Source organism: Lutimonas sp. (assembly GCF_051011215.1).
Classification (GTDB): domain Bacteria; phylum Bacteroidota; class Bacteroidia; order Flavobacteriales; family Flavobacteriaceae; genus Lutimonas.
The window spans coordinates 1-18,299 of the sequence record NZ_JBPCUJ010000175.1 but is presented as its reverse complement, the minus strand read 5'-3'; the positions used below and the strand labels follow the sequence as shown (position 1 = coordinate 18,299).

The 18,299-nt window shown below is 37.4% G+C and carries 21 protein-coding genes and 1 pseudogene; 11 read left to right on the top strand and 11 right to left on the bottom strand.

The genetic code is table 11. From position 1 onward, the window contains the following. Window positions 1-180 precede the first annotated feature (180 nt). The 3 genes from ACR2MV_RS16505 (at window position 181) to ACR2MV_RS16495 (ending at window position 3,140) form a co-directional block, all read left to right on the top strand. On the top strand, window positions 181-762 hold the full coding sequence (locus ACR2MV_RS16505) for a Crp/Fnr family transcriptional regulator (RefSeq protein ID WP_434023402.1): 582 nt from the start codon (window positions 181-183) through the stop codon (window positions 760-762). 66 nt (window positions 763-828) lie between these two features. Next, on the top strand, window positions 829-1,419 hold the full coding sequence (locus tag ACR2MV_RS16500) for a serine/threonine protein kinase (RefSeq protein WP_434023400.1): 591 nt from the start codon (window positions 829-831) through the stop codon (window positions 1,417-1,419). Between the two features lie 335 nt (window positions 1,420-1,754). Then, window positions 1,755-3,140: a mercuric reductase gene (locus ACR2MV_RS16495; RefSeq protein ID WP_434023398.1), complete on the top strand. Its 1,386-nt coding sequence runs from the start codon at window positions 1,755-1,757 to the stop codon at window positions 3,138-3,140. Between the two features lie 87 nt (window positions 3,141-3,227). Here ACR2MV_RS16495 and ACR2MV_RS16490 read toward each other — a convergent pair whose 3' ends face one another. The 6 genes from ACR2MV_RS16490 to ACR2MV_RS16465 form a co-directional block, all read right to left on the bottom strand. Further along, the gene (locus ACR2MV_RS16490) at window positions 3,228-3,509 is read right to left on the bottom strand and encodes a DUF427 domain-containing protein (protein ID WP_434023396.1); all 282 of its coding nucleotides are present in this window, start codon (window positions 3,507-3,509) and stop codon (window positions 3,228-3,230) included. Window positions 3,510-3,726: 217 nt separating this feature from the next. Continuing rightward, on the bottom strand, window positions 3,727-4,566 hold the full coding sequence (locus ACR2MV_RS16485; protein WP_434023394.1) for an SDR family oxidoreductase: 840 nt from the start codon (window positions 4,564-4,566) through the stop codon (window positions 3,727-3,729). 25 nt (window positions 4,567-4,591) lie between these two features. Then, window positions 4,592-5,188 carry a carboxymuconolactone decarboxylase family protein gene (locus tag ACR2MV_RS16480; RefSeq protein WP_434023392.1) on the bottom strand — a complete coding sequence of 199 codons (597 nt, stop codon included), beginning with the start codon at window positions 5,186-5,188 and terminating at the stop codon, window positions 4,592-4,594. A gap of 57 nt (window positions 5,189-5,245) precedes the next feature. Continuing rightward, a complete protein-coding gene (locus tag ACR2MV_RS16475; protein WP_434023391.1) occupies window positions 5,246-5,725 on the bottom strand; it encodes a DUF1772 domain-containing protein in 480 nt (159 codons plus the stop codon). Further along, entirely contained in the window at window positions 5,722-6,114 is a 393-nt protein-coding gene (locus tag ACR2MV_RS16470; RefSeq protein ID WP_434023389.1) for a hypothetical protein, read from the bottom strand. Before ACR2MV_RS16470 ends, ACR2MV_RS16475 begins: the two co-directional genes overlap by 4 nt. A gap of 90 nt (window positions 6,115-6,204) precedes the next feature. Continuing rightward, complete coding sequence (locus tag ACR2MV_RS16465) at window positions 6,205-7,056, bottom strand: helix-turn-helix domain-containing protein (RefSeq protein ID WP_434023388.1); 852 nt, start codon at window positions 7,054-7,056, stop codon at window positions 6,205-6,207. A gap of 231 nt (window positions 7,057-7,287) precedes the next feature. Between ACR2MV_RS16465 and ACR2MV_RS16460 the strand changes: the two genes are divergently transcribed. Continuing rightward, window positions 7,288-7,959 (top strand): spondin domain-containing protein, encoded by a 672-nt coding sequence (locus ACR2MV_RS16460; RefSeq protein ID WP_434023387.1) that lies wholly within the window; start codon window positions 7,288-7,290, stop codon window positions 7,957-7,959. Between the two features lie 267 nt (window positions 7,960-8,226). Then, entirely contained in the window at window positions 8,227-10,449 is a 2,223-nt protein-coding gene (locus ACR2MV_RS16455) for a SulP family inorganic anion transporter (RefSeq protein ID WP_434023385.1), read from the top strand. Between the two features lie 20 nt (window positions 10,450-10,469). Here ACR2MV_RS16455 and gntH read toward each other — a convergent pair whose 3' ends face one another. Continuing rightward, window positions 10,470-11,687, bottom strand: coding sequence for a guanitoxin biosynthesis MBL fold metallo-hydrolase GntH (gene gntH / locus ACR2MV_RS16450; RefSeq protein WP_434023383.1), 1,218 nt, complete (start codon window positions 11,685-11,687; stop codon window positions 10,470-10,472). Window positions 11,688-11,766: 79 nt separating this feature from the next. Then, window positions 11,767-12,879, bottom strand: coding sequence for a phosphotriesterase (locus ACR2MV_RS16445; RefSeq protein WP_434023381.1), 1,113 nt, complete (start codon window positions 12,877-12,879; stop codon window positions 11,767-11,769). Window positions 12,880-13,081: 202 nt separating this feature from the next. Between ACR2MV_RS16445 and ACR2MV_RS16440 the strand changes: the two genes are divergently transcribed. Continuing rightward, window positions 13,082-13,654 carry a transporter suffix domain-containing protein gene (locus tag ACR2MV_RS16440; RefSeq protein WP_434023379.1) on the top strand — a complete coding sequence of 191 codons (573 nt, stop codon included), beginning with the start codon at window positions 13,082-13,084 and terminating at the stop codon, window positions 13,652-13,654. Between the two features lie 54 nt (window positions 13,655-13,708). Here the strand turns inward: ACR2MV_RS16440 and ACR2MV_RS16435 are convergent, their stop codons facing one another. Together ACR2MV_RS16435 and ACR2MV_RS16430 are read right to left on the bottom strand one after the other, a co-directional pair. Next, window positions 13,709-14,512, bottom strand: coding sequence for a hypothetical protein (locus ACR2MV_RS16435; RefSeq protein WP_434023378.1), 804 nt, complete (start codon window positions 14,510-14,512; stop codon window positions 13,709-13,711). Window positions 14,513-14,612: 100 nt separating this feature from the next. Further along, window positions 14,613-14,891: a hypothetical protein gene (locus tag ACR2MV_RS16430; protein ID WP_434023377.1), complete on the bottom strand. Its 279-nt coding sequence runs from the start codon at window positions 14,889-14,891 to the stop codon at window positions 14,613-14,615. A 188-nt stretch (window positions 14,892-15,079) separates the two neighbouring features. Here ACR2MV_RS16430 and ACR2MV_RS16425 point away from each other — a divergent pair, with 188 nt between their 5' ends. Both ACR2MV_RS16425 and ACR2MV_RS16420 read left to right on the top strand, forming a co-directional pair. Continuing rightward, window positions 15,080-15,274 carry a hypothetical protein gene (locus tag ACR2MV_RS16425; protein ID WP_434023375.1) on the top strand — a complete coding sequence of 65 codons (195 nt, stop codon included), beginning with the start codon at window positions 15,080-15,082 and terminating at the stop codon, window positions 15,272-15,274. 38 nt (window positions 15,275-15,312) lie between these two features. Beyond that, window positions 15,313-15,693 carry a hypothetical protein gene (locus ACR2MV_RS16420; RefSeq protein WP_434023374.1) on the top strand — a complete coding sequence of 127 codons (381 nt, stop codon included), beginning with the start codon at window positions 15,313-15,315 and terminating at the stop codon, window positions 15,691-15,693. A 48-nt stretch (window positions 15,694-15,741) separates the two neighbouring features. Here ACR2MV_RS16420 and ACR2MV_RS16415 read toward each other — a convergent pair whose 3' ends face one another. After that, complete coding sequence (locus ACR2MV_RS16415; RefSeq protein WP_434023373.1) at window positions 15,742-15,888, bottom strand: hypothetical protein; 147 nt, start codon at window positions 15,886-15,888, stop codon at window positions 15,742-15,744. A gap of 107 nt (window positions 15,889-15,995) precedes the next feature. Here ACR2MV_RS16415 and ACR2MV_RS16410 point away from each other — a divergent pair, with 107 nt between their 5' ends. From ACR2MV_RS16410 to ACR2MV_RS16400, 3 genes and pseudogenes are all read left to right on the top strand, one after another. Continuing rightward, on the top strand, window positions 15,996-17,495 hold the full coding sequence (locus ACR2MV_RS16410) for an aldehyde dehydrogenase family protein (RefSeq protein WP_434023371.1): 1,500 nt from the start codon (window positions 15,996-15,998) through the stop codon (window positions 17,493-17,495). Window positions 17,496-17,566: 71 nt separating this feature from the next. Further along, window positions 17,567-17,932 (top strand): DUF779 domain-containing protein, encoded by a 366-nt coding sequence (locus ACR2MV_RS16405; RefSeq protein ID WP_434023369.1) that lies wholly within the window; start codon window positions 17,567-17,569, stop codon window positions 17,930-17,932. Window positions 17,933-18,117: 185 nt separating this feature from the next. Continuing rightward, window positions 18,118-18,299 (top strand): annotated as a pseudogene (locus tag ACR2MV_RS16400) (MBL fold metallo-hydrolase); the annotation flags it as partial.

The following is an 18,299-nucleotide window of genomic DNA, read 5'->3' as shown; positions in this document are numbered from 1 at the left end:
ATCCCAATCACTACAAGTATAATTTCCCCAATAGCATATCGGGCATATTTTAAAGGCCTGTTATCATCAGCCATTTTTTTACGGATTTTTCTAAAGAAAGGGATCATAGGGTTGATGGTTGAACTTTAAATATAGTAAAATCATCTATCTTAGTGTTGAAATACAGATATTTAGCTAATAATGCACGTTGAACTTTTAAGAATATTAGACAATTTTGCCAATCTTGATGAAAATGAAACGGAACTGATTAAGTCTAGTTTTAAGCCTCAAACATTGTTAAAAGGTGAATTCTTTTTGAAAGATGGTACGGTGTGCAGAAATATTGGGTTTCTCCATAAGGGTCTTGTAAGATATTTTGTACTTAAAGATGGTGAAGAATCTACATTTGAGTTTACAAGTGAAGGTGAGTTCATTGGGGACTATCAAAGTTTTCGAAATGCTTCTTTATCAGTTCAGAATATTCAAGCTATTGAAGATTGTAAGATGCTTATAATTGATTATCCAAGTATTCAAAAAATTTATAACACGACTAAGAATGGTAATCTAATTGGTCGCCAGATAATTTCGCATCGATTTGAAATTATGGTGAATCAGATTCTGGAGGTTTATATGCAAAATCATGAAGATCGTTACAAAAGTTTTATCGACAAGTATTATGGATTGACGCAAAGAATTCCCCAGTATTTGATTGCCTCTTATGTTGGTGTTAAACCAGAGTCGCTAAGTCGAATTAGAAGAAGATTTGCTAAAAACATTTCTTAACTCAGGTTAACCAATTCTTGTTCGTGTTCTTTCTAAATTGCTATTGAATTGAAAATGCAATAGGCAATGAACATTGAAAACAAACAACGCGTAAATAAATTCCTTCAAAAATGGGTTATAGCTAACGGAATAGGATATTTCGTAGGTGTCGTCAGTTCTATTATTTTGTCACATTTGGTGGTGAACATTTTCTATTCTAAAGAGACCAATTTAATCGTAGGTCTTTGTATAGGAGCGAGTGTTGGTTACGCACAATGGTTTATTTTAAAAGGAATGTTTAAATTAAGTAGCTTGTGGGGCCTGGTATGCACCGCTTGTTTAGGGATTCCTTTTATAGCTTTTGTAATAATGGATGAGTACGGATATAAATTTTCATCTTTCCATGAAGACTATGAATTTCTAAATCGCCTTCTTTTTGGTTTGCTCATCGGTCTGCTAATTGGATTACTGCAAATGCAATTTTTAAAACCTTATTTCAAAAAAGCAGCTTGGTGGATCGCTGCATGTTCTGTTGGATGGGGTATTTGCTTCTTATTATCTTCATTTCCAATGCCGTTTTCGCTGTTAGGTTTATTGGTAGGTGGGGTTTCATTGGGAATAGTAACGGGTTACACTATTGTCTGGATGAACAAATATTCAAATATAATTATGAGTTAGGAGTCTGATAATAAACTTCAGGGAAATCTAAAGTCTTTTTTTGTGATTCTAGGTGGTTCTGACCTCATTTCTCCTTTTCAATTCAATCTTCCTGTATATCCATCATTGTGAATCAAATTATTTATTAGAAGGAAGCCTGGAATTTTCGGAAGAAAGGGATCATCGGTGGTTGGTTGATACTTTTAGTTACGAAATTTTAAGATTTGAATGGTTGATACAGAAAAAATAGGATTAAAATATTTGAAAATGAGAAGGTAAAACTGATTGAAGATTATTGAATTAATAATATTGTAAATTGCAAAATACACATATTAACATTTTAAAATCCTATTCCCATGAAGCACTTTTCTCATCTCATTATTGGAACAGGTCAGGCCCTTGGTGTATTACTCGGGAAATTGATTCCGACGGAAACATCTATTGGAGTCATAGAAGCAAATAAAGTAGGAGGGAGTTGTGTAAATTACGGCTGTACTCCTACCAAGACGTTAGTAGCTTCTGCCAAGGCAGTGTATCAAGCCAAAAGAGGAGACTTTTACGGCTTTAGTATTGGAGATTTTCAGTTGGATTTTGATCAAATCCGAAAACGCATGAACAGCATTAGGAATGGTGGCAGCAATGGATTAACCACTTGGATGCAAAACTCACCTAATGTAGATTTGATACTAGGAAAGGCTGCCTTTATTGATGAAAATCAAATTGAAGTGAACGGCGAAATTTATACAGCAGACCACATATATATTAATGTTGGCACCAGGCCATCAGCACCTCCCATTCCTGGTCTGGGCAATGTTGATTGGCTCGATAGTGCCCGACTCCTGGAACTCGAGAAAGTTCCGGACCACCTTATTATTGTTGGAGGAGGATACATTGGAGTTGAGTTTGCACAGGTGTTTAGAAGGTTTGGCGCCAAGGTGAGTATCATTCAGCGATCAGGACAATTGATGCCTAGGGAAGATGAGGATGTCGCTACAGCCATATCAGAATTTTTAAGGGAAGAAGGGATTGACATTTATTGTAATTCAAATACCAAAAGGGTTACACAATCTGGCGATATGAAAATGGTAGAGATTGATCAGAAGGGTGAAATACTGCAATTGGAGGGAGATCAGGTTTTAGTGGCTGCAGGTAGAATTTCGAATGCAGACTCTTTGAATCTTGAGTGTACGGGAATAACTACAAATGACCGCGGATTTATAGAAGTAAATGAATACTGTGAGACTGGAGTCAAAGGTGTTTTTGCCGTTGGTGATGTCAATGGAAAAGGAGCGTTTACGCATACTTCGGTGAATGATGCAGAGATCGTTCTGGATAGAATTTTTGGAGGAGACAGAACACTTAACTCACGGGAAGTAATTTATGGATTGTTCACCGACCCGCCGCTTGGCAGGGTGGGAATGACGGAAAAAGAAGCACTGTTAAGTGGTCGAAAGGTATTAAAAGCAGTGAGACCCATGAGTAGAATAAGTCGCGCCAAGGAAATGGGAGAAACGAAAGGGTTTGCTAAATTGCTTGTAGACGCTAAAACGGATTTGATTCTCGGCGCCTCCATTTTAGGCGTTGGAGGTGACGAAATCATCAATATGTTTGCCACTATTATGCATTCTAAAATACCATGCAGGCATTATAGAAAGGTTGTCTTGGTTCATCCTACGGTTTCTGAATTGATGCCATGGATTCTAGATGGCATACAAGAAGTGAAAATGAACAACGAAGAATGACCTATTGGTAATTAGATCAAAAAAATCAAGAATAGTGCAATTGATACAAGGGTGAAATCTGAAGATTATGGTCGATCAATCATAAATTCAAGTTATTTCAACACCACTCCAGAATGCGACATGGTCTTTAATTTGATGCGCTGCTTCAGAAGGTTGTTTATAATACCATCCGGCATTAGAATTAATTTCCCCGGCAACTTCAATATCATAATAACTGGCCAATCCTTTCCATGGGCAGGTAGACATATGACTCGATTCCTTTAAATATTGGCTTTGTAATGACTCTGGGGGGAAGTAATGATTCCCTTCGATTTCAATGGTCTTATCACTTTGGGCCAATATTACACCATTCCATTTTGCTGTTTTCATAATTAGGGGATTCAGATTTACTACAAGATATTAATTATTTCCCACTTAGAGTTTTATAGAGAATCTCATGTACTTCTCTTTTTAGGTATTCTAAAATGATCCGGATCAAAAACATGTAATTCAGTTTTTTTCGAGAAAATAAATTACGAAATAATAAATAATAGCGACTTGATTCGAAAGTCAAATCGCCATTATTTATGCAAGTTGTTGGCAATATTTAGTGGACTTTAACTTGATTCCAAACCCCTGATTTAGCGGTTTCTTTAGCATATTCCAAAAATGATTTTGCTTTCCTGCCCAGAATTGGTTCAATATCATTCACTACCAGCTGATTATTTGGATTCGTTAAGACATGGCTAAATAGATACTCAATTAACCACACAACATCAGCAGGTATTTGCATTTGCTTCATCCCAATTATATACTGCTCTAGCGTGATGTCGTAAAAATTCAGATCTCTTTGACTGGTTTTTGAAATGATATTGACAATATCCTTAAAAGTGATTAATTCAGGACCGGTTACCTCAATAATTTCTCCGTTATAGCTGTCATCTAGTAAAACAGTTGCAGCAACTTCAGCAATATCATTGGTATCGACAAATGGAATCAATACATCAGACATTGGTAGTGCTACCTCTCCAGTTAGGATAGGTTCTAAAAAGAAGCTTTCACTCCAATTCTGGTTAAACCAAGAAGCTCTGACTATGGTATAATCCATGCCTGAATCCATTACAATTTTTTCACAGGCCTCTGCTTCGGTTTCTCCTTTTCCAGATAGCAGTACCATTTTTTTAACTCCCAACTCTTTTGCTAAATAGGTTAAACTTACTATGGCTTCTTTGGCTCCGGGAACTGCCAGGTCAGGATAGTAGCTAACGTACATTTTTTCAATGCCATGTAAGGTATCTACCCAAGTATCTTTATGATCCCAATCAAAACTGGGTGATGCATTCCTGGAACCGATTCGAGGTTCAATCCCTTTATTCTTTAATTGTTCTGCTACACGACGACCAGTTTTACCGGTTCCTCCAATGACTAAAATGTTTTCTGTTTTCATGTTTTCTGTTTTAAATTGATATTAATCAGGCTTCAAATTCTTGAATCTTTTTCAGTTTACTTTTGTTAATTAAGCCCTTGATAAGTCCAATAAACCAAGGAACACCATAACCGTTTTTGTGCAAATGATCTGCGCCGAAATGGTATATAGCTTTGTTACCCTTTACGCCATGACCATCAAGTAAACGATTATAAAAATTGAAAAGGCAACCAACCAGGATGATCTCTTGTAGATCTTCCTCAGTCCAACCTGCCTTAAATACCTCGTCAGCATCTTTTTGGCTCAGTTTACTGGCTGAAAGCGTCAATTTATTTAGAAATTCAAAGAGAGGTTTTTCATTATCTTTTACGGGTGCTGTTGTAATATCTTCTATTAGTGCGTCTACTGTTTTTGGAGAAACTCCGAAGTTTTCTGCTACCGCTACATGAGAACCATAACAAAAACTACATGCATTAAGACCAGAAACATAAGCTGCAAAAAGCTCTTTCTGAGCGTAGGTAAAATTTGATTTTCCGCGCATGATTTGCTGCGATGCTTTATCTAACGGACCTAACCTTTTTCGGTCGTTCCAAGTGATATCTGTAATATCGGATAACTCGTTTAAATGTTTAAAAAATGGCATAAGTGTTACTTTTTGTAATTAATTAAATTTTTAGTGCTGCTCGATTTTAATCAAGTCTTATTTTGAGTAGAGAATTCCGGTGATCAAAAACACAAAAGATGTTACTGATGATACTGTTCTTATCGTATGATACCGATTCCATTTGCTTTCATAATAGTTTCTGAAGTTTTTCAATTCAGATATACTGAGCTCTTTTAGATTTAATGCTTCTAATTCATTGTTTAGCGGAACATTTCCAAAGGCTGTTACGCCAAATGTTCCCATCAGATATATAGCTGCAGATGCTGCTATAAACCAAAACATTGGCTTGTAACTGTACTGTAAAATTGCGCTTAAAGAAAGTGTAATGATGCTTCCAAAGAATACTATAAAAAAGGCTGGGTTTAAGATTTCTCTATTGATGCTTTGCATGCTTTCCAAGTAAGTAAAGTCACCTACCTTTTTTGTTCCTAAAATGACCGAAACTGACCAGGCAAAGAAAAAGCCTGTAGAAAGGGCATTTAATAGAACCGTTATAAAAAGTACAAATGTTTTCATGCCCTTATTGATTTGGTTAAATGATTCCCGAAATACAATACAATGAAGTAATACTCAACTATTATGGTGTAAAACATAGGATCTCCAAAAAACGTTGAGTAACTACCTCCATATGGAATAATAAACACAGGAACCGTTATCAAGGCATCCAGTATAATAGCCACGGTAATGAAGGTAAGCGCCAATACGGACGGTTTTACATAACTTTTTTTGTAGAACAGATACGTTCCTATACAGGCGCTGGGAATAATGGCTAATGCCATAACTATATTAGATTGTTGCTCAGGATTTTTTAAAACAGGTACATAAAACGATAAGAGGTAAAAGCTTACACCCAGAATCCAGACTAAAATGGCGTATACAATGCTCAATAACTTGTTGCTAGTCATAATTTTTGATTTAGAATTATGATGCAAATCTATAGCCTTGTTAAAGCGGCTACTTATTCAAAAAGAATTATGATTTATTCGAAAAGAATTTTAGACCTGGCTCGGTCTGTAGCCAAACTTTTTTTCAAAAGCATTTGAGAAAGAACCCAGACTATCGTAACCAACTGCCCAAGCGGCTTCCTGAATTGTTTTACGCTCGTTTTTAATTAAGTTGTAGGCTTTTGTTAAACGTTCATTTTGTAAATACTTAAATACAGGAACACCAAACTGTGCCTTGAATTGAATTTTAAGTTTGTTGGTGTTGATTCCGATGCTATGAGCAAGTTCTGTTAATGACGGTGGATTTTCTAAATCGGATAGTAAAATTTCCTGGGCCAGATTTATTTTTTCAATTAGGGAAGTGTTTAGTTTTACATTTTGCAGTTTGGTAAGTTGTCCAAAATAGTGCGAAAGTAAAGCTGTTATATGACTTTTGTAGAACATCATTTTAATCTCACCTTGATAAGTATTGCTAAAGAATTGTTCCACTAATTGAAACATTTCCGGATTCATGTTGAAAACAGGCCCTTCTACAAAATGATCCTTTGGATGTATCAACTGGGACAAAAATTTTTCCAAAAACCGACCTTCACCGTTTGGTAATTTGTCAATGTTTCTGACGGTAGTTGCGATTACCAGGCATTGAAGGGGTTTCAATTTAGAGACTTGATGTTCAAATTCCACTTTATCATTAGCGTAAAATGATAAAACCATGCCTTTGGTGTGATGGAAATCTTTGCTCTTTCCATCAAATTTAACCGTAAGACCAACATCGCCTTGACCATAAAAAGCGATGGCAATTACAGGTTCATCAAAAAAACATGAATCGATTAAATGATTATTGGAAGAAGCTTCTTCTAATAAAATTGTATAATCATTTATGTCAATTATTTCACGATTCATTCCCTTTGTCTATCCTAATTAGATTGAATTACTGCGAAGATAAGTAATAGGACACTAAAACCTCGTCTAAGCATTATTTAGTGGCTTTTATGTTTTGTATCCTGAATCTTTTGGCGCATCAGGGAGAAGGGAGGCATGTAATAATCAGGTAAACAGCTATTAAAATTTGCAAGGTATTTCAACTTTAACGACCAAAGTTTTAAATGAATAATTTCCTAAAACCTGAATTGTATGCGACACGTTGGTATATTTAGTTTAATTGCATTATTATTTTTTGCCTGTACAGATGATGAAGAAATGGTTTCAATTGATGTGAAAGACAGCACCGAATATTTGGTGACTGTTAATATTAATTGGAATCCTACAGACTTTCCTACAAGCTATCCGTCGAATGCACATTTTTCCAGGCTGATTGGCTGGAGTCATGATGCTAACCAATCTTTTTTTAAGACGGGAACTTTTGCTTCAAATGGCATAAAAACCATGGCCGAAACCGGAGGTACATCGCCTCTTGAAGCGGAATTAAAGGAGTTAATTGAAGAAGGAAAAGGGAATAATTATTTTGTTGGAAGTAACTTGAGTTCAGGAACCGGAGAAATTGTTCTGAAAGTAGAAGTCACCGAGCAACATTCTTCCATCACATTGGCAACAATGATTGCCCCAAGTCCAGATTGGTACATAGCTGTTGTAGACATAAACTTGATGGAAAACAATTCTTTTGTCGATCAAAAAACGGTTGAGGCACATGTTTATGATGCCGGAACCGACAGTGGGACAACATATGCATCTGCAAATGATGTTACAAACCCTCAAATGCCCATTGCCTTATTTGTTGATGCGCCCGTCGGAAATGGTGTTCAGTTACATGCCTCCATTGCGACTGTTCGTTTCACAAAAATGTAATGCTTGGTCCGTGCTAAAAAATCAACTTACGAGACTTATTTGGAGGACTTCTTTGTAAAGACCTTTAAAAAAACAGTTGGGAAATCTCATTTTTCAAAAATAACTTTGCAATTGGTTTGAAAAGTCTGTACTCCCTTCGCTTGTATCAAAACTCACACCATTGTGTCAGTTTCTTAACAGCATTATCCACTTATTCTTAATAATTGCGAATATTTACTATATTAGTTGATTCGGTTAATCATCTAAAATCTTTGCACAATTAAATAAATGGAAACGATACCCAAAACAGGCATTGCGGGATTAAAGGAAAATTGGCGAAGTGATTTAATCGCGGCGGTGAGCGTTGCGCTCATTGCTTTGCCTCTTTCATTAGGGATTGCTTTGGCAGCTGGAGCACCTGCCATGTCTGGGATCTTTTCAGCAATTGTTGGAGGTCTGGTGACCACTCTTTATCGAGGTGGTCACGTATCAGTCAACGGACCCGCAAAAGGAGTTATTGGAGTCATACTTTACGGAATTGTAGTGATGGATGATGGATCGGGTCAGGCTTTTAATTATGTTTTAGCAGCAGTGGTAGTATCTGGCGCAATTCAAGCTGTATTAGGCTTATTAAAATTAGGTCGTTTAGCAGACATCTTCCACACATCAGTAATTCATGGGATATTAGCAGCCATAGGAATTATCATATTTGCAAAACAAATCCATGTTGCTATGGATACACATTCTGATAGCCCTAACATTATTCAAAATCTCATCGATGCTGTTACATATCTACCTCAGGCAAATCCTTTTGTTCTTATTATTTCTTTAACAGGATTACTGTTGTTATTGTTTCATTCCAAAATCAGTTACCGTTTTTTCCACCTTTTACCTGCCCCTATATGGGTTATTGCTCTTTCTATTCCATTTGTATATGCGTTCAACTTCTTTGATGAACAAACGCTTTCATTCGCTGGAAAAGCTTATGAAATAGGCCCGCATTTGTTGCTGGACATTCCCGATTCCATTAAGGATTCAATCATGCACCCCAATTTTGGTAAAATTAAGACACCTGAATTCTGGACTACTGTATTTTCCATGTTAATTATAACAAGTATTGAATCTTTGGCTATTGCTAAAGCAGTTGACAAAATAGATCCTTATAGGCGTAAGACAGATTTGAATAAAGATTTAACAGGTATTGGCATGAGTACAATGGTAGCAGGTTTTATTGGAGGATTGCCAATCATTGCGGTCATCATTCGAAGTACTGTAAACATTCATAATGGTGCGAAGACAAAGTGGTCTAATATGTATCAAGGTTTTTTATTACTTCTTTTTATCGTCGCCTTGAGTCCGATAATGAGACAGGTACCGTTGTGTGCTTTTGCTATTCTACTTGTATTTACAGGATTTAAATTGGCCTCTCCTTCAGTCTTTAAACAAGCTTATAATCATGGTACTGAGCAATTGGTTTTCTTTATTGGGACGATGGTTTTAACCCTCTATACTAATTTATTAGTTGGATTACTAGGTGGGTTGCTTTTGGTATTGATCACCCATATGCTATTGGCGAGATTGTCCATTCCTCAATTTTTTAAAATGGTTTATAAATCGCGTACAAAGTTATTGAAGCGTTCGGATGGAACTTTCGATTTGAAAGTTAGAGGTATTGCGAATTTTTTGGGCATTTTAAAAGTAGAGAAGATTATGACTCAAATTCCCTCTGGGGCAGATGTCAATATTGATTTATCAGAAACAAGAATGGTAGGAATGACCTATATGGATTATCTGGTAGAATATTTAAAGACACAAAGAGCTACAGGAGGTAAGGTTTTTATAACAGGGTTAGATTCACATGTTTCATCATCTACGTATAATAGAGCTTTAAAAATTAGTCTGACCACTTCTGATACGCGCTTATCCCAAAGGCAAAAACGATTGCGTAATTTAGCAACTGAGAAGGACTATCAATACACGAATCAAATCGATTGGAACACGATTTATCTAAAAAAATTCCACTTTTTCGAAATTCGACCTATTGAGCGCAAGTACAATTGTCTTAAAGGAACATTTAAAGATCTGAATGTGTCTTGGGAAATTGCGGATGTGACATTCAATGAAGGACAGGCGTTTACCGCTGAGACGTTTAATACGACACTAATGGTCTTAAATTTGAATAAAAAAATACCCGTTTTTACGATGGAAAAAGAAAGGGTATTAGAAAAATTATTTGATCGAGTGATAGCATTCACAGGCTATAAAGATATTGATTTTAAGATGTATCCAGATTTTTCTAATAAGTTCCTGCTTATGGGGAATAATGAATCTGAAATCCGATCATTTTTCACGGATGATATTATTCGCTTTTTTGAAAATCACCAGATTTATCATTTGGAAAGCAACGGAGAGGCGCTCATCATTTTTAACAAAATTAAATTAGCGCGAACTGATGAGACCATTGCGCTCATTGATTACGGTAAAGAATTGGCCACTCTTATTTATGATTAAAACCTATAACAGACCTTATTTTATTTAGGAGGGTCATAGTCCGTCCCAAACAATTCATTAGTTTCATCGTAATAAAACTTAATTACTTCTTCGTACACAACTCTTCCACTTGAAGTAAACTCAGAAAAACCAATTTTTTTGTTCGGGTCAGCAGGTAATTTTTCTGTAAGAGACGGAAGCGGCCAAATATCTTCATTGATAGATGACATCCGAATCTTAATATCATCTTTGGTAATATTCCAAACCATATAATCAGTTGCTAAAGAAACAGGGCCATCGTAGGTTAACTGTATTTCCTCCAATATTTTTGGTGCTGTATTAAAATCATTAAAAAAATGATAAGCTACGGCTAATCTTGGCTTCATGTCACTCATCACCTTTCCAAACATTGCTGGCGAAGTATGTACTTGTGTGGCAACGTTTAAAGCATCGAGAGGTGGCCACTCTTGATTCTGAACCAACAAAGAAGGTGGTGAAAAGCACTCATGAATTGCGATATCCGAATCCTGAGTATGTTCTATCCACCATTTATTTGGGTATGTGTCACTGCTGAATGCGAATTTTAGTCCGTTCCATTTAAGAATAAAACTAACCGGTCCGTCCACAGCATGAATTGCCGGTATCGTATATACCTGGACCCCATTTTCATCATAAATTAAATTATTCACCTTTTTGTAATCAAATTCTGTCACCTCTGCAGCAAATCCTGAAGTATTCACATTACCTTGTCTTGAGGCCCAATCCCAGGCATACATTTCTTTCATATGTTCAACGGCATATTTTGTGCCTAGTTTTTCTTCACTTCCGCTAGGCCCCCAGATTCTTAGTGGGACTTGCCGATTGGCGAGAACCCCGCCAATCCATATGGCATCAAGATCACCAAAATGATCAGCATGAAGATGTCCAATAAATACTTTATCAAGTAAATCGTAAGGAATTTCTTGTGCGCTCAGCCTTTCAGCCGACCCGGTACCTGCATCAAATATAAACTTATCCCCGTTGCCTAATTCTACAAGAAAGCTCGCGGCCGCTTGTTTAGGTCGAGCATTCGGCATGCCAGTACCTAAGGCGACAACCCGCATTTCATCCGGTCCAAGTTCTTCAGTTCCCGGGTAATATACATCTCGCGAGGGTTCCTTTTCGAGGGTTATTTCCTCAGAATTAAAGGCTAACATAGTGATCATTAACAAGGTTGATATGGAACCAATTGCGATTCCCAGATAAATTCCTTTCTTCATAATTCAAGATTTAATGAGTGAGTATTTATTCAATTGTACTACAATTTACAAAATTTCAGATATGAGAAATGGTTAACTGTTATTCAGAATGGTTTTTAATTTTTATTGAGTAAGCTTTTACAGGATTCACACTGACCAGCAAATTGAATTCTTCATCGGTAAAACCCTGCATTTTAAGTTCCTCATATAGTGTCTTGAAAATTGCTGTATACGGTTTGATTGTTTGTTTTTCTTTCTGTGGATCGAACCAGCCGGAATCATGGGAAATTAATATTCTGTCCAGGATTCCATTTCTTTTTGCAAATAGTATTTTAGCCAGGTGCTTTTCAATGTCCCACCCCAATCCGTCAAGACTTATCCAGCATCCCATTTCTGCAGCTTCTAGATAACGTTCATTATCTTCTTCAGTCTGCGCATGAACCCAGATAAAAGCCTGTGGAGAAACCCCCATTTCTTTGAGAATGGCCAGCTGTGGCCATAAACCAGCGGCTTCTCCGGTGTGGGAAGCAATAGTTAAGCCTGTTTTCATATGTGTAAGGGCCGCAGCCTTCACGAGTTTTTGATGCATGGGGTGCAAAGGGTCATTGGTGTCAATTCCAATCTTAATAAAACCGGGTTTGATCGCAGTATGATCAATCCCATTTTCAAATTCATCTATCCAGATTTGAGCAAGATCTTCTGCTGTCATTTGATGGGCAAAGGACGGAATGAATTTATTATTTCGAGCCCCATAAAGCCCCGTATTTGTAAGTATCCTCAACCCTGTTTTATGGGAGATCTTTTCAAGTAACACCACATCTCTTCCCAGGTAATTGGGTGTTGCATCAACAAAATAATCCACCCCGAATTCTTTTAGGTCATCCAAAGAAGGCAGAACCTCTTTTATGATCGAATCATGATTCCATGTATCTGGTTGAATACTGTCTGCTCCAATAAAATCGACCAGAATATGTTCGTGTGACAACCAGATCTGGTTCGAGTCCGGAGGGTGCATGGTATCTAAATCTTGTATCAATGGTTGTTTGTCAGATGATGTGCATCCGATCAGTATTGCTAATAGCCATAGAACACTCTGTGTTTTCAGGATACCTGCCACAGGCAGTACCCTTTCTCTGATAACGTAATTACTGTAGGTTGGAAATTGATTCTCACCAGCGAGTTTTTTACGGATTTTACGGAAGAAAGGGATCATGGAATGGGTTGTTGATGCTCCAAGGTACAAAATTTCAACTTTTGAGGGATTCATTGAACTTTCAAAGAAATTCACTAAATTTCGTATGCCGTTTTTATAACCGATGATGTGCTGTTATATTGATGACCAGCCTTTATGGAATGGGATAAATTTTTCATAAAAAGCGACTAAATTTAGAACATCATAAGAAATTTAAAAATGTATGAATCCAGACCAATCCAAAAAACCAGATCAAATTCAAAAAGATTTTACCAAAACATGGCGCTATAAGTTTGGACTTTTACTCTTTGTTATTGGAAATGTAGGTATTTTATTATCTGCAACAGTATTGCCTTTTTTAGGTGTGGGTGCCGGCGTTATAGGAGTGCTTGTGATAGGAGGCGAAGTTGTAAGCCTTTTAAGTATTGCCTTTCTGGGCAAGGAAGGATTTAAAGCTATTAAGAGCAAAGTTTTTGGCGCTGTAAAAGCCGGGTATACCGGTGCTATTAGTCAAACACGTTTTCGGATCGGGATAGGTCTTCTGGTTTTGTCTCTTCTCAATAATTACGTTTGGGCAGCTTATGCATGGGTTGCCTTTGAAAAGACAACCGTAGAAACACCATTTCCAGAAGTTTTTGGGCTTGATTTTCATGGTCAGGCAGATTTCGTATTCTGGGTATTTATTTTAGGCGAGGCATTTTTCCTCATTTCTATTTATATACTGGGAGCAGAATGGTGGGGACGTTTCCGGAACATTTTTGTTTGGCAGGGCGATCAAGACCAAGGCAGAATTTAGTAGAATGAAAGCGATGATTCAAAAATAAGAAGACCGATACAGACAACTAAGTTGCTATTTCCATCGTAAAGGTTGATTGAAATAACCTGAAGAGTTGGTGAATGCAACTACTGCGTTTAGATCTGAATGATCTAATTCAATGATCTGTTTGATCGCGAGTCTCTTATTCTCTGCCTTGTCGTAAAATGCCTTGCAGATAGAATAGCCCATGAAATAACCTACATCCTGTAATCCATATCTGGAATCCGCATTATAGAACCAGTTTGCGTATTCCGTATCAAAGGCCTCCCTTAAAAAATCTTGTTTAAGGTTTGATTCATTGGTCGCTCCAAATTGCATATAATGAGATTGTAGATTCCTTTTTGTGACGAGTTCTGTGATGAAGTCACAACTACCCTCATGTAATGCCTGGGAAAGAATGTTTGTACCCATATTCTTTTGTTGCGTATGTACATATTCGTGGACATTCATACTTACTATTTTTGCAGAATTTTGCGATTCAAAGAAAGGGATAAGCCAATCATGGCCATGAGACTTGAATTCTGAAATATTTACTTTCTTATCCGCCGCGGCAATTTCACATCCTATAAGAGACATGTCATCTTTTACTGTTCCTCCAGAGCGCATTCCACCTATGGTAAAATATATATTGGCAGGCTTTAATTCCGGATATAATTCTTTTAAAGTTTCAATAGACTGATTGATTTCTTTTTCACGAGATTTTACTGACAGGGTATTCATGCGAATGGATTCCCAGAAAAGAGGAAGGTCTTCGATCAACTGGACATAAAGTGTATCAGAATAATTTCGAAGTTTCATAAATTCATGAAGGCCTGCTGTACCTTTATCAATATACATTGAGTTGATCAGATCGAGTTTAGTAGTATAGTTGCTGACTTTTTTAATACTGTCATAAGCTACCCAAAAGCGATCTATATCTTCAGTATAAACATACTTTTTAGAAGATATTGATGTCGATTCGATACGTTTTGCTGAGTCTCCCTGGCACGATAGAAACGTCAAGAAAATCAAGATAATTAGGGGTCGATTCATAGATGGTTTTATAAAAAGACATGTATTTCATTTGATTGTTACAATCGGTATTTACCTGTTGTACCAAAAGGCTGTTGGGATGCGAAAATTCAATTTTTTTGAAAGTGAACAGAACCGTATCAAAGCCGCAACATCCGCAAAACATCACAAAAGAGATCTCTAAAAAGAGGTTTTCATGTCCCATTCAAAGCATAGCTTTTTGAGGAAACAATAGTTGTGTTCATATAAAGTTGATGCTCTTAGCTTGGCCGCAGAAAGCAAATGAGTATTCATAGATTCTTATTAGAATATTCGTTAAATTTGATGGTAGTCACTTTCACGGTTAGTACTTATCACTTTATTTAAAATAATTTTAGTTTGGATATGAGAAAAATGACACGTAAAGTATGCATTCTATTAATGTCTATGGCCTTTAGTGCCTCGCTATTGGCACAGGAATCAGACACTAAAAAAATGACGCTTATCACCAATGTGAAGGTGTGGGACGGAGTTAGTGATAAAGTAAAAGAAGCCGATGTATTGATTGAGGGAGGCAAAGTGTATAAAAACGAGTTACAATTGCCCTAAAAAAAAGACATTTTAATGAATATTATAACATGTACTGAATGGAACTGGACTTCATAGATAACATCAACGAATACGGAGAAAATGTTGTGAGATTATACAATTTTGATAAATCCCAAGCCATTAAATTCAGAGATTTAATACAGGATGTTATTGTTGATAAAAAGCAGAAACTGGTGTTGTCGCAAGTAAATTTTATCGAAACGCGTAATTGTAATTTAGTCCTCGGGCTGTTTAAAACCGATGAAGGCATCTTCAGTGTTGATGGAGAAACTTTTTATTGTGCGCTCACCCTGGAAGGGTATCAGCATATGTTGAATCTTCTGGAGCCATTCTGTAAGAAAGAAACGAAAGGCTATCAGTATCTATACGACCTTGATAATCCCACAGACTTTTTATTTGCCCCTGCGGGAACGCGCTAAGCAACCTTAGAATAAGAATCCTGCCTCCGGTATCTCATTCAAGGATTTCTAAATTTCACCATTCAATAGTCCTTGTTGGTATTGGATAGTCACACCTACCTTCTCAAATCTCAAATCCACAATCCACAATCCCCAATCTTCAATCTCCAATCCCCAATCCCCAATCTCCAACCCCTGCCTAATACCATCATTCACAATTCCTTAAATCAGTTTTATCTGTTTAAATTTTCACAAAAAATCCGTAAATTTATATAGTTGCTATGTATTTGCCGCTTTTATTCAATAATCTAAATACATATGAGATGAGTTATTCAAAACCAAAGTTCAAAGAAAAGTACGGTAATTTTATCAATGGAAAATTTGTAGAACCCGTTGGTGGTGCGTATTTTGATAACCCTTCACCAATTGACAATTCTCTGATCGCAAAATATCCGCGGTCCCAAAAAGAAGACGTAGACAATGCTGTAGCAGCTGCCAATGCGGCCAAAGATGCCTGGGGAAATACATCGGCGGCAGAAAGGGCCTCACTGCTCAATAAGGTAGCAGATATTATGGAAGCCAACCTCGAGGAATTTGCTGTAATGGAAACCTGCGACAATGGAAAACCCATCAGAGAAACGGTAAATGCTGATATTCCATTATCCATAGACCACTGGCGTTATTTTGCAGCCGTGATCAGGGCCGAAGAAGGTTCAGCAACAGAACTGGATGCCAATACCCTTTCAATGAACATCAAAGAGCCTCTTGGCGTAGTGGGGCAAATTATCCCCTGGAATTTCCCGATGCTGATGCTTTCTTGGAAATTACCACCAGCCCTGGCTGCCGGGAATTGTGTGGTTTTAAAACCAGCAGAACAAACCCCCTCAACAGCAACCTTGTTAATGGAAAAAATTGCCGACGTATTTCCTCCGGGTGTGATCAATATTGTACATGGATTTGGACCTGAAGCAGGGAAGCCTTTGGCGTCTCATTCAGGCGTTAATAAAGTGGCCTTTACCGGTGAAACCACCACGGGTCAGTTAATCATGCAATATGCCTCTAAAAACATCAATCCAGTCACCATGGAATTAGGGGGCAAGTCACCTAATATTTTCTTTAATTCTGTGATGGATGCCGATGATGCCTATTTAGACAAGGCCATTGAAGGTGCTGTGTTATTTGCCTTTAATCAGGGTGAAGTGTGTACCTGTCCGTCCAGGTTATTGGTACAGGAAGACATCTATGATGCTTTTATGGAAAAAGTCATCGCCAGAACCAAGGCTATTGTTCAGGTAAGCCCCTATGATGAGAGTTGTATGCTGGGTGCACAAGCCTCTAATGACCAGTACGAAAAGATTCTTTCTTATATGAACATAGGGAAAGAGGAAGGCGCTAAAGTACTTGCAGGTGGCGGTGCCGGTGAATTAGAAGGTGATCTGGCCAACGGATTCTATATTCAGCCCACTATTTTAGAAGGTCATAATAAGATGCGTATTTTTCAGGAAGAAATTTTTGGACCCGTTGTTGCGGTTACCAAATTTAAAGACGAAGCAGAAGCCATCGCCATCGCCAATGATACGCTTTACGGATTAGGCGCAGGTGTCTGGACCAGAGATGCCCATCAGTTATATCAAATTCCGAGAGCGATCAAAGCAGGTAGGGTCTGGGTGAATTGTTACCATGCCTATCCGGCCCACGCACCGTTTGGAGGCTATAAAAAATCAGGATTTGGTAGAGAGAATCATTTAATGATGATGAACCATTACCGTCAAACTAAAAACATGCTGATTTCTTATGATAAAAATAAATTAGGATTCTTTTAGAAAATAGAGATTAACCCATCAAAAAGACTGACTGCACGTCAGTTGGTCTTTTTGGTTTTGATACTTTTATTATGACCTCCCACCGGGTTGCCATTACAGAAAAAGCCATTGCCGTTTTACATCAGCTAAAAGCGAAGCATGGTAATTTGATCTTCCACCAAAGTGGCGGTTGTTGTGATGGGTCATCGCCCATGATTTTAGAAGAAGGCGATCTGTACCTGGACGACAGCGATATTTTGCTAGGGCAATTAGACGGTGTTAATTATTACATGAATCAAGACCAGTTTGACTACTGGAAACACACCCATTTAACCGTTGATATCACAGAAGGCAGAGGTTCCAGTTTTTCGCTTGAAATTCCGCTTGGGCTGCGATTTATTATTCATTCCAGACTGCTTACTGAGGAGGAACTTGCGGCGTTGAATAGCGAGGTATGAGTTTTTGAATTCTTCGTAGCGTTCAAAAATCTTCTTTTGCCTTGATCGATACATCAAGTTTGTATTACAGACCCTATCGTCACTTTATGTCGCTTTTTTACAATCATAAATGGTTGTAGGATAGTACCTTGCTATCATTAATTAAAATAGCTACGTATATAAATCAACCCTTAAAAAAGCATCCTATGATCAATGTTTCAGAAATTGCCCCCGATGTGTATCGAATTTCCGTATTTGTTAAAGAGTTTAATTTACAGTTTAATCATTTTCTGATTAAAGATGACGAGCCGATGCTCTATCATGCAGGCATGAGACAAATGTTTCCCGCGGTTCTGGAGGCGGTGAGTAAACTCATTGACCCCTCCAA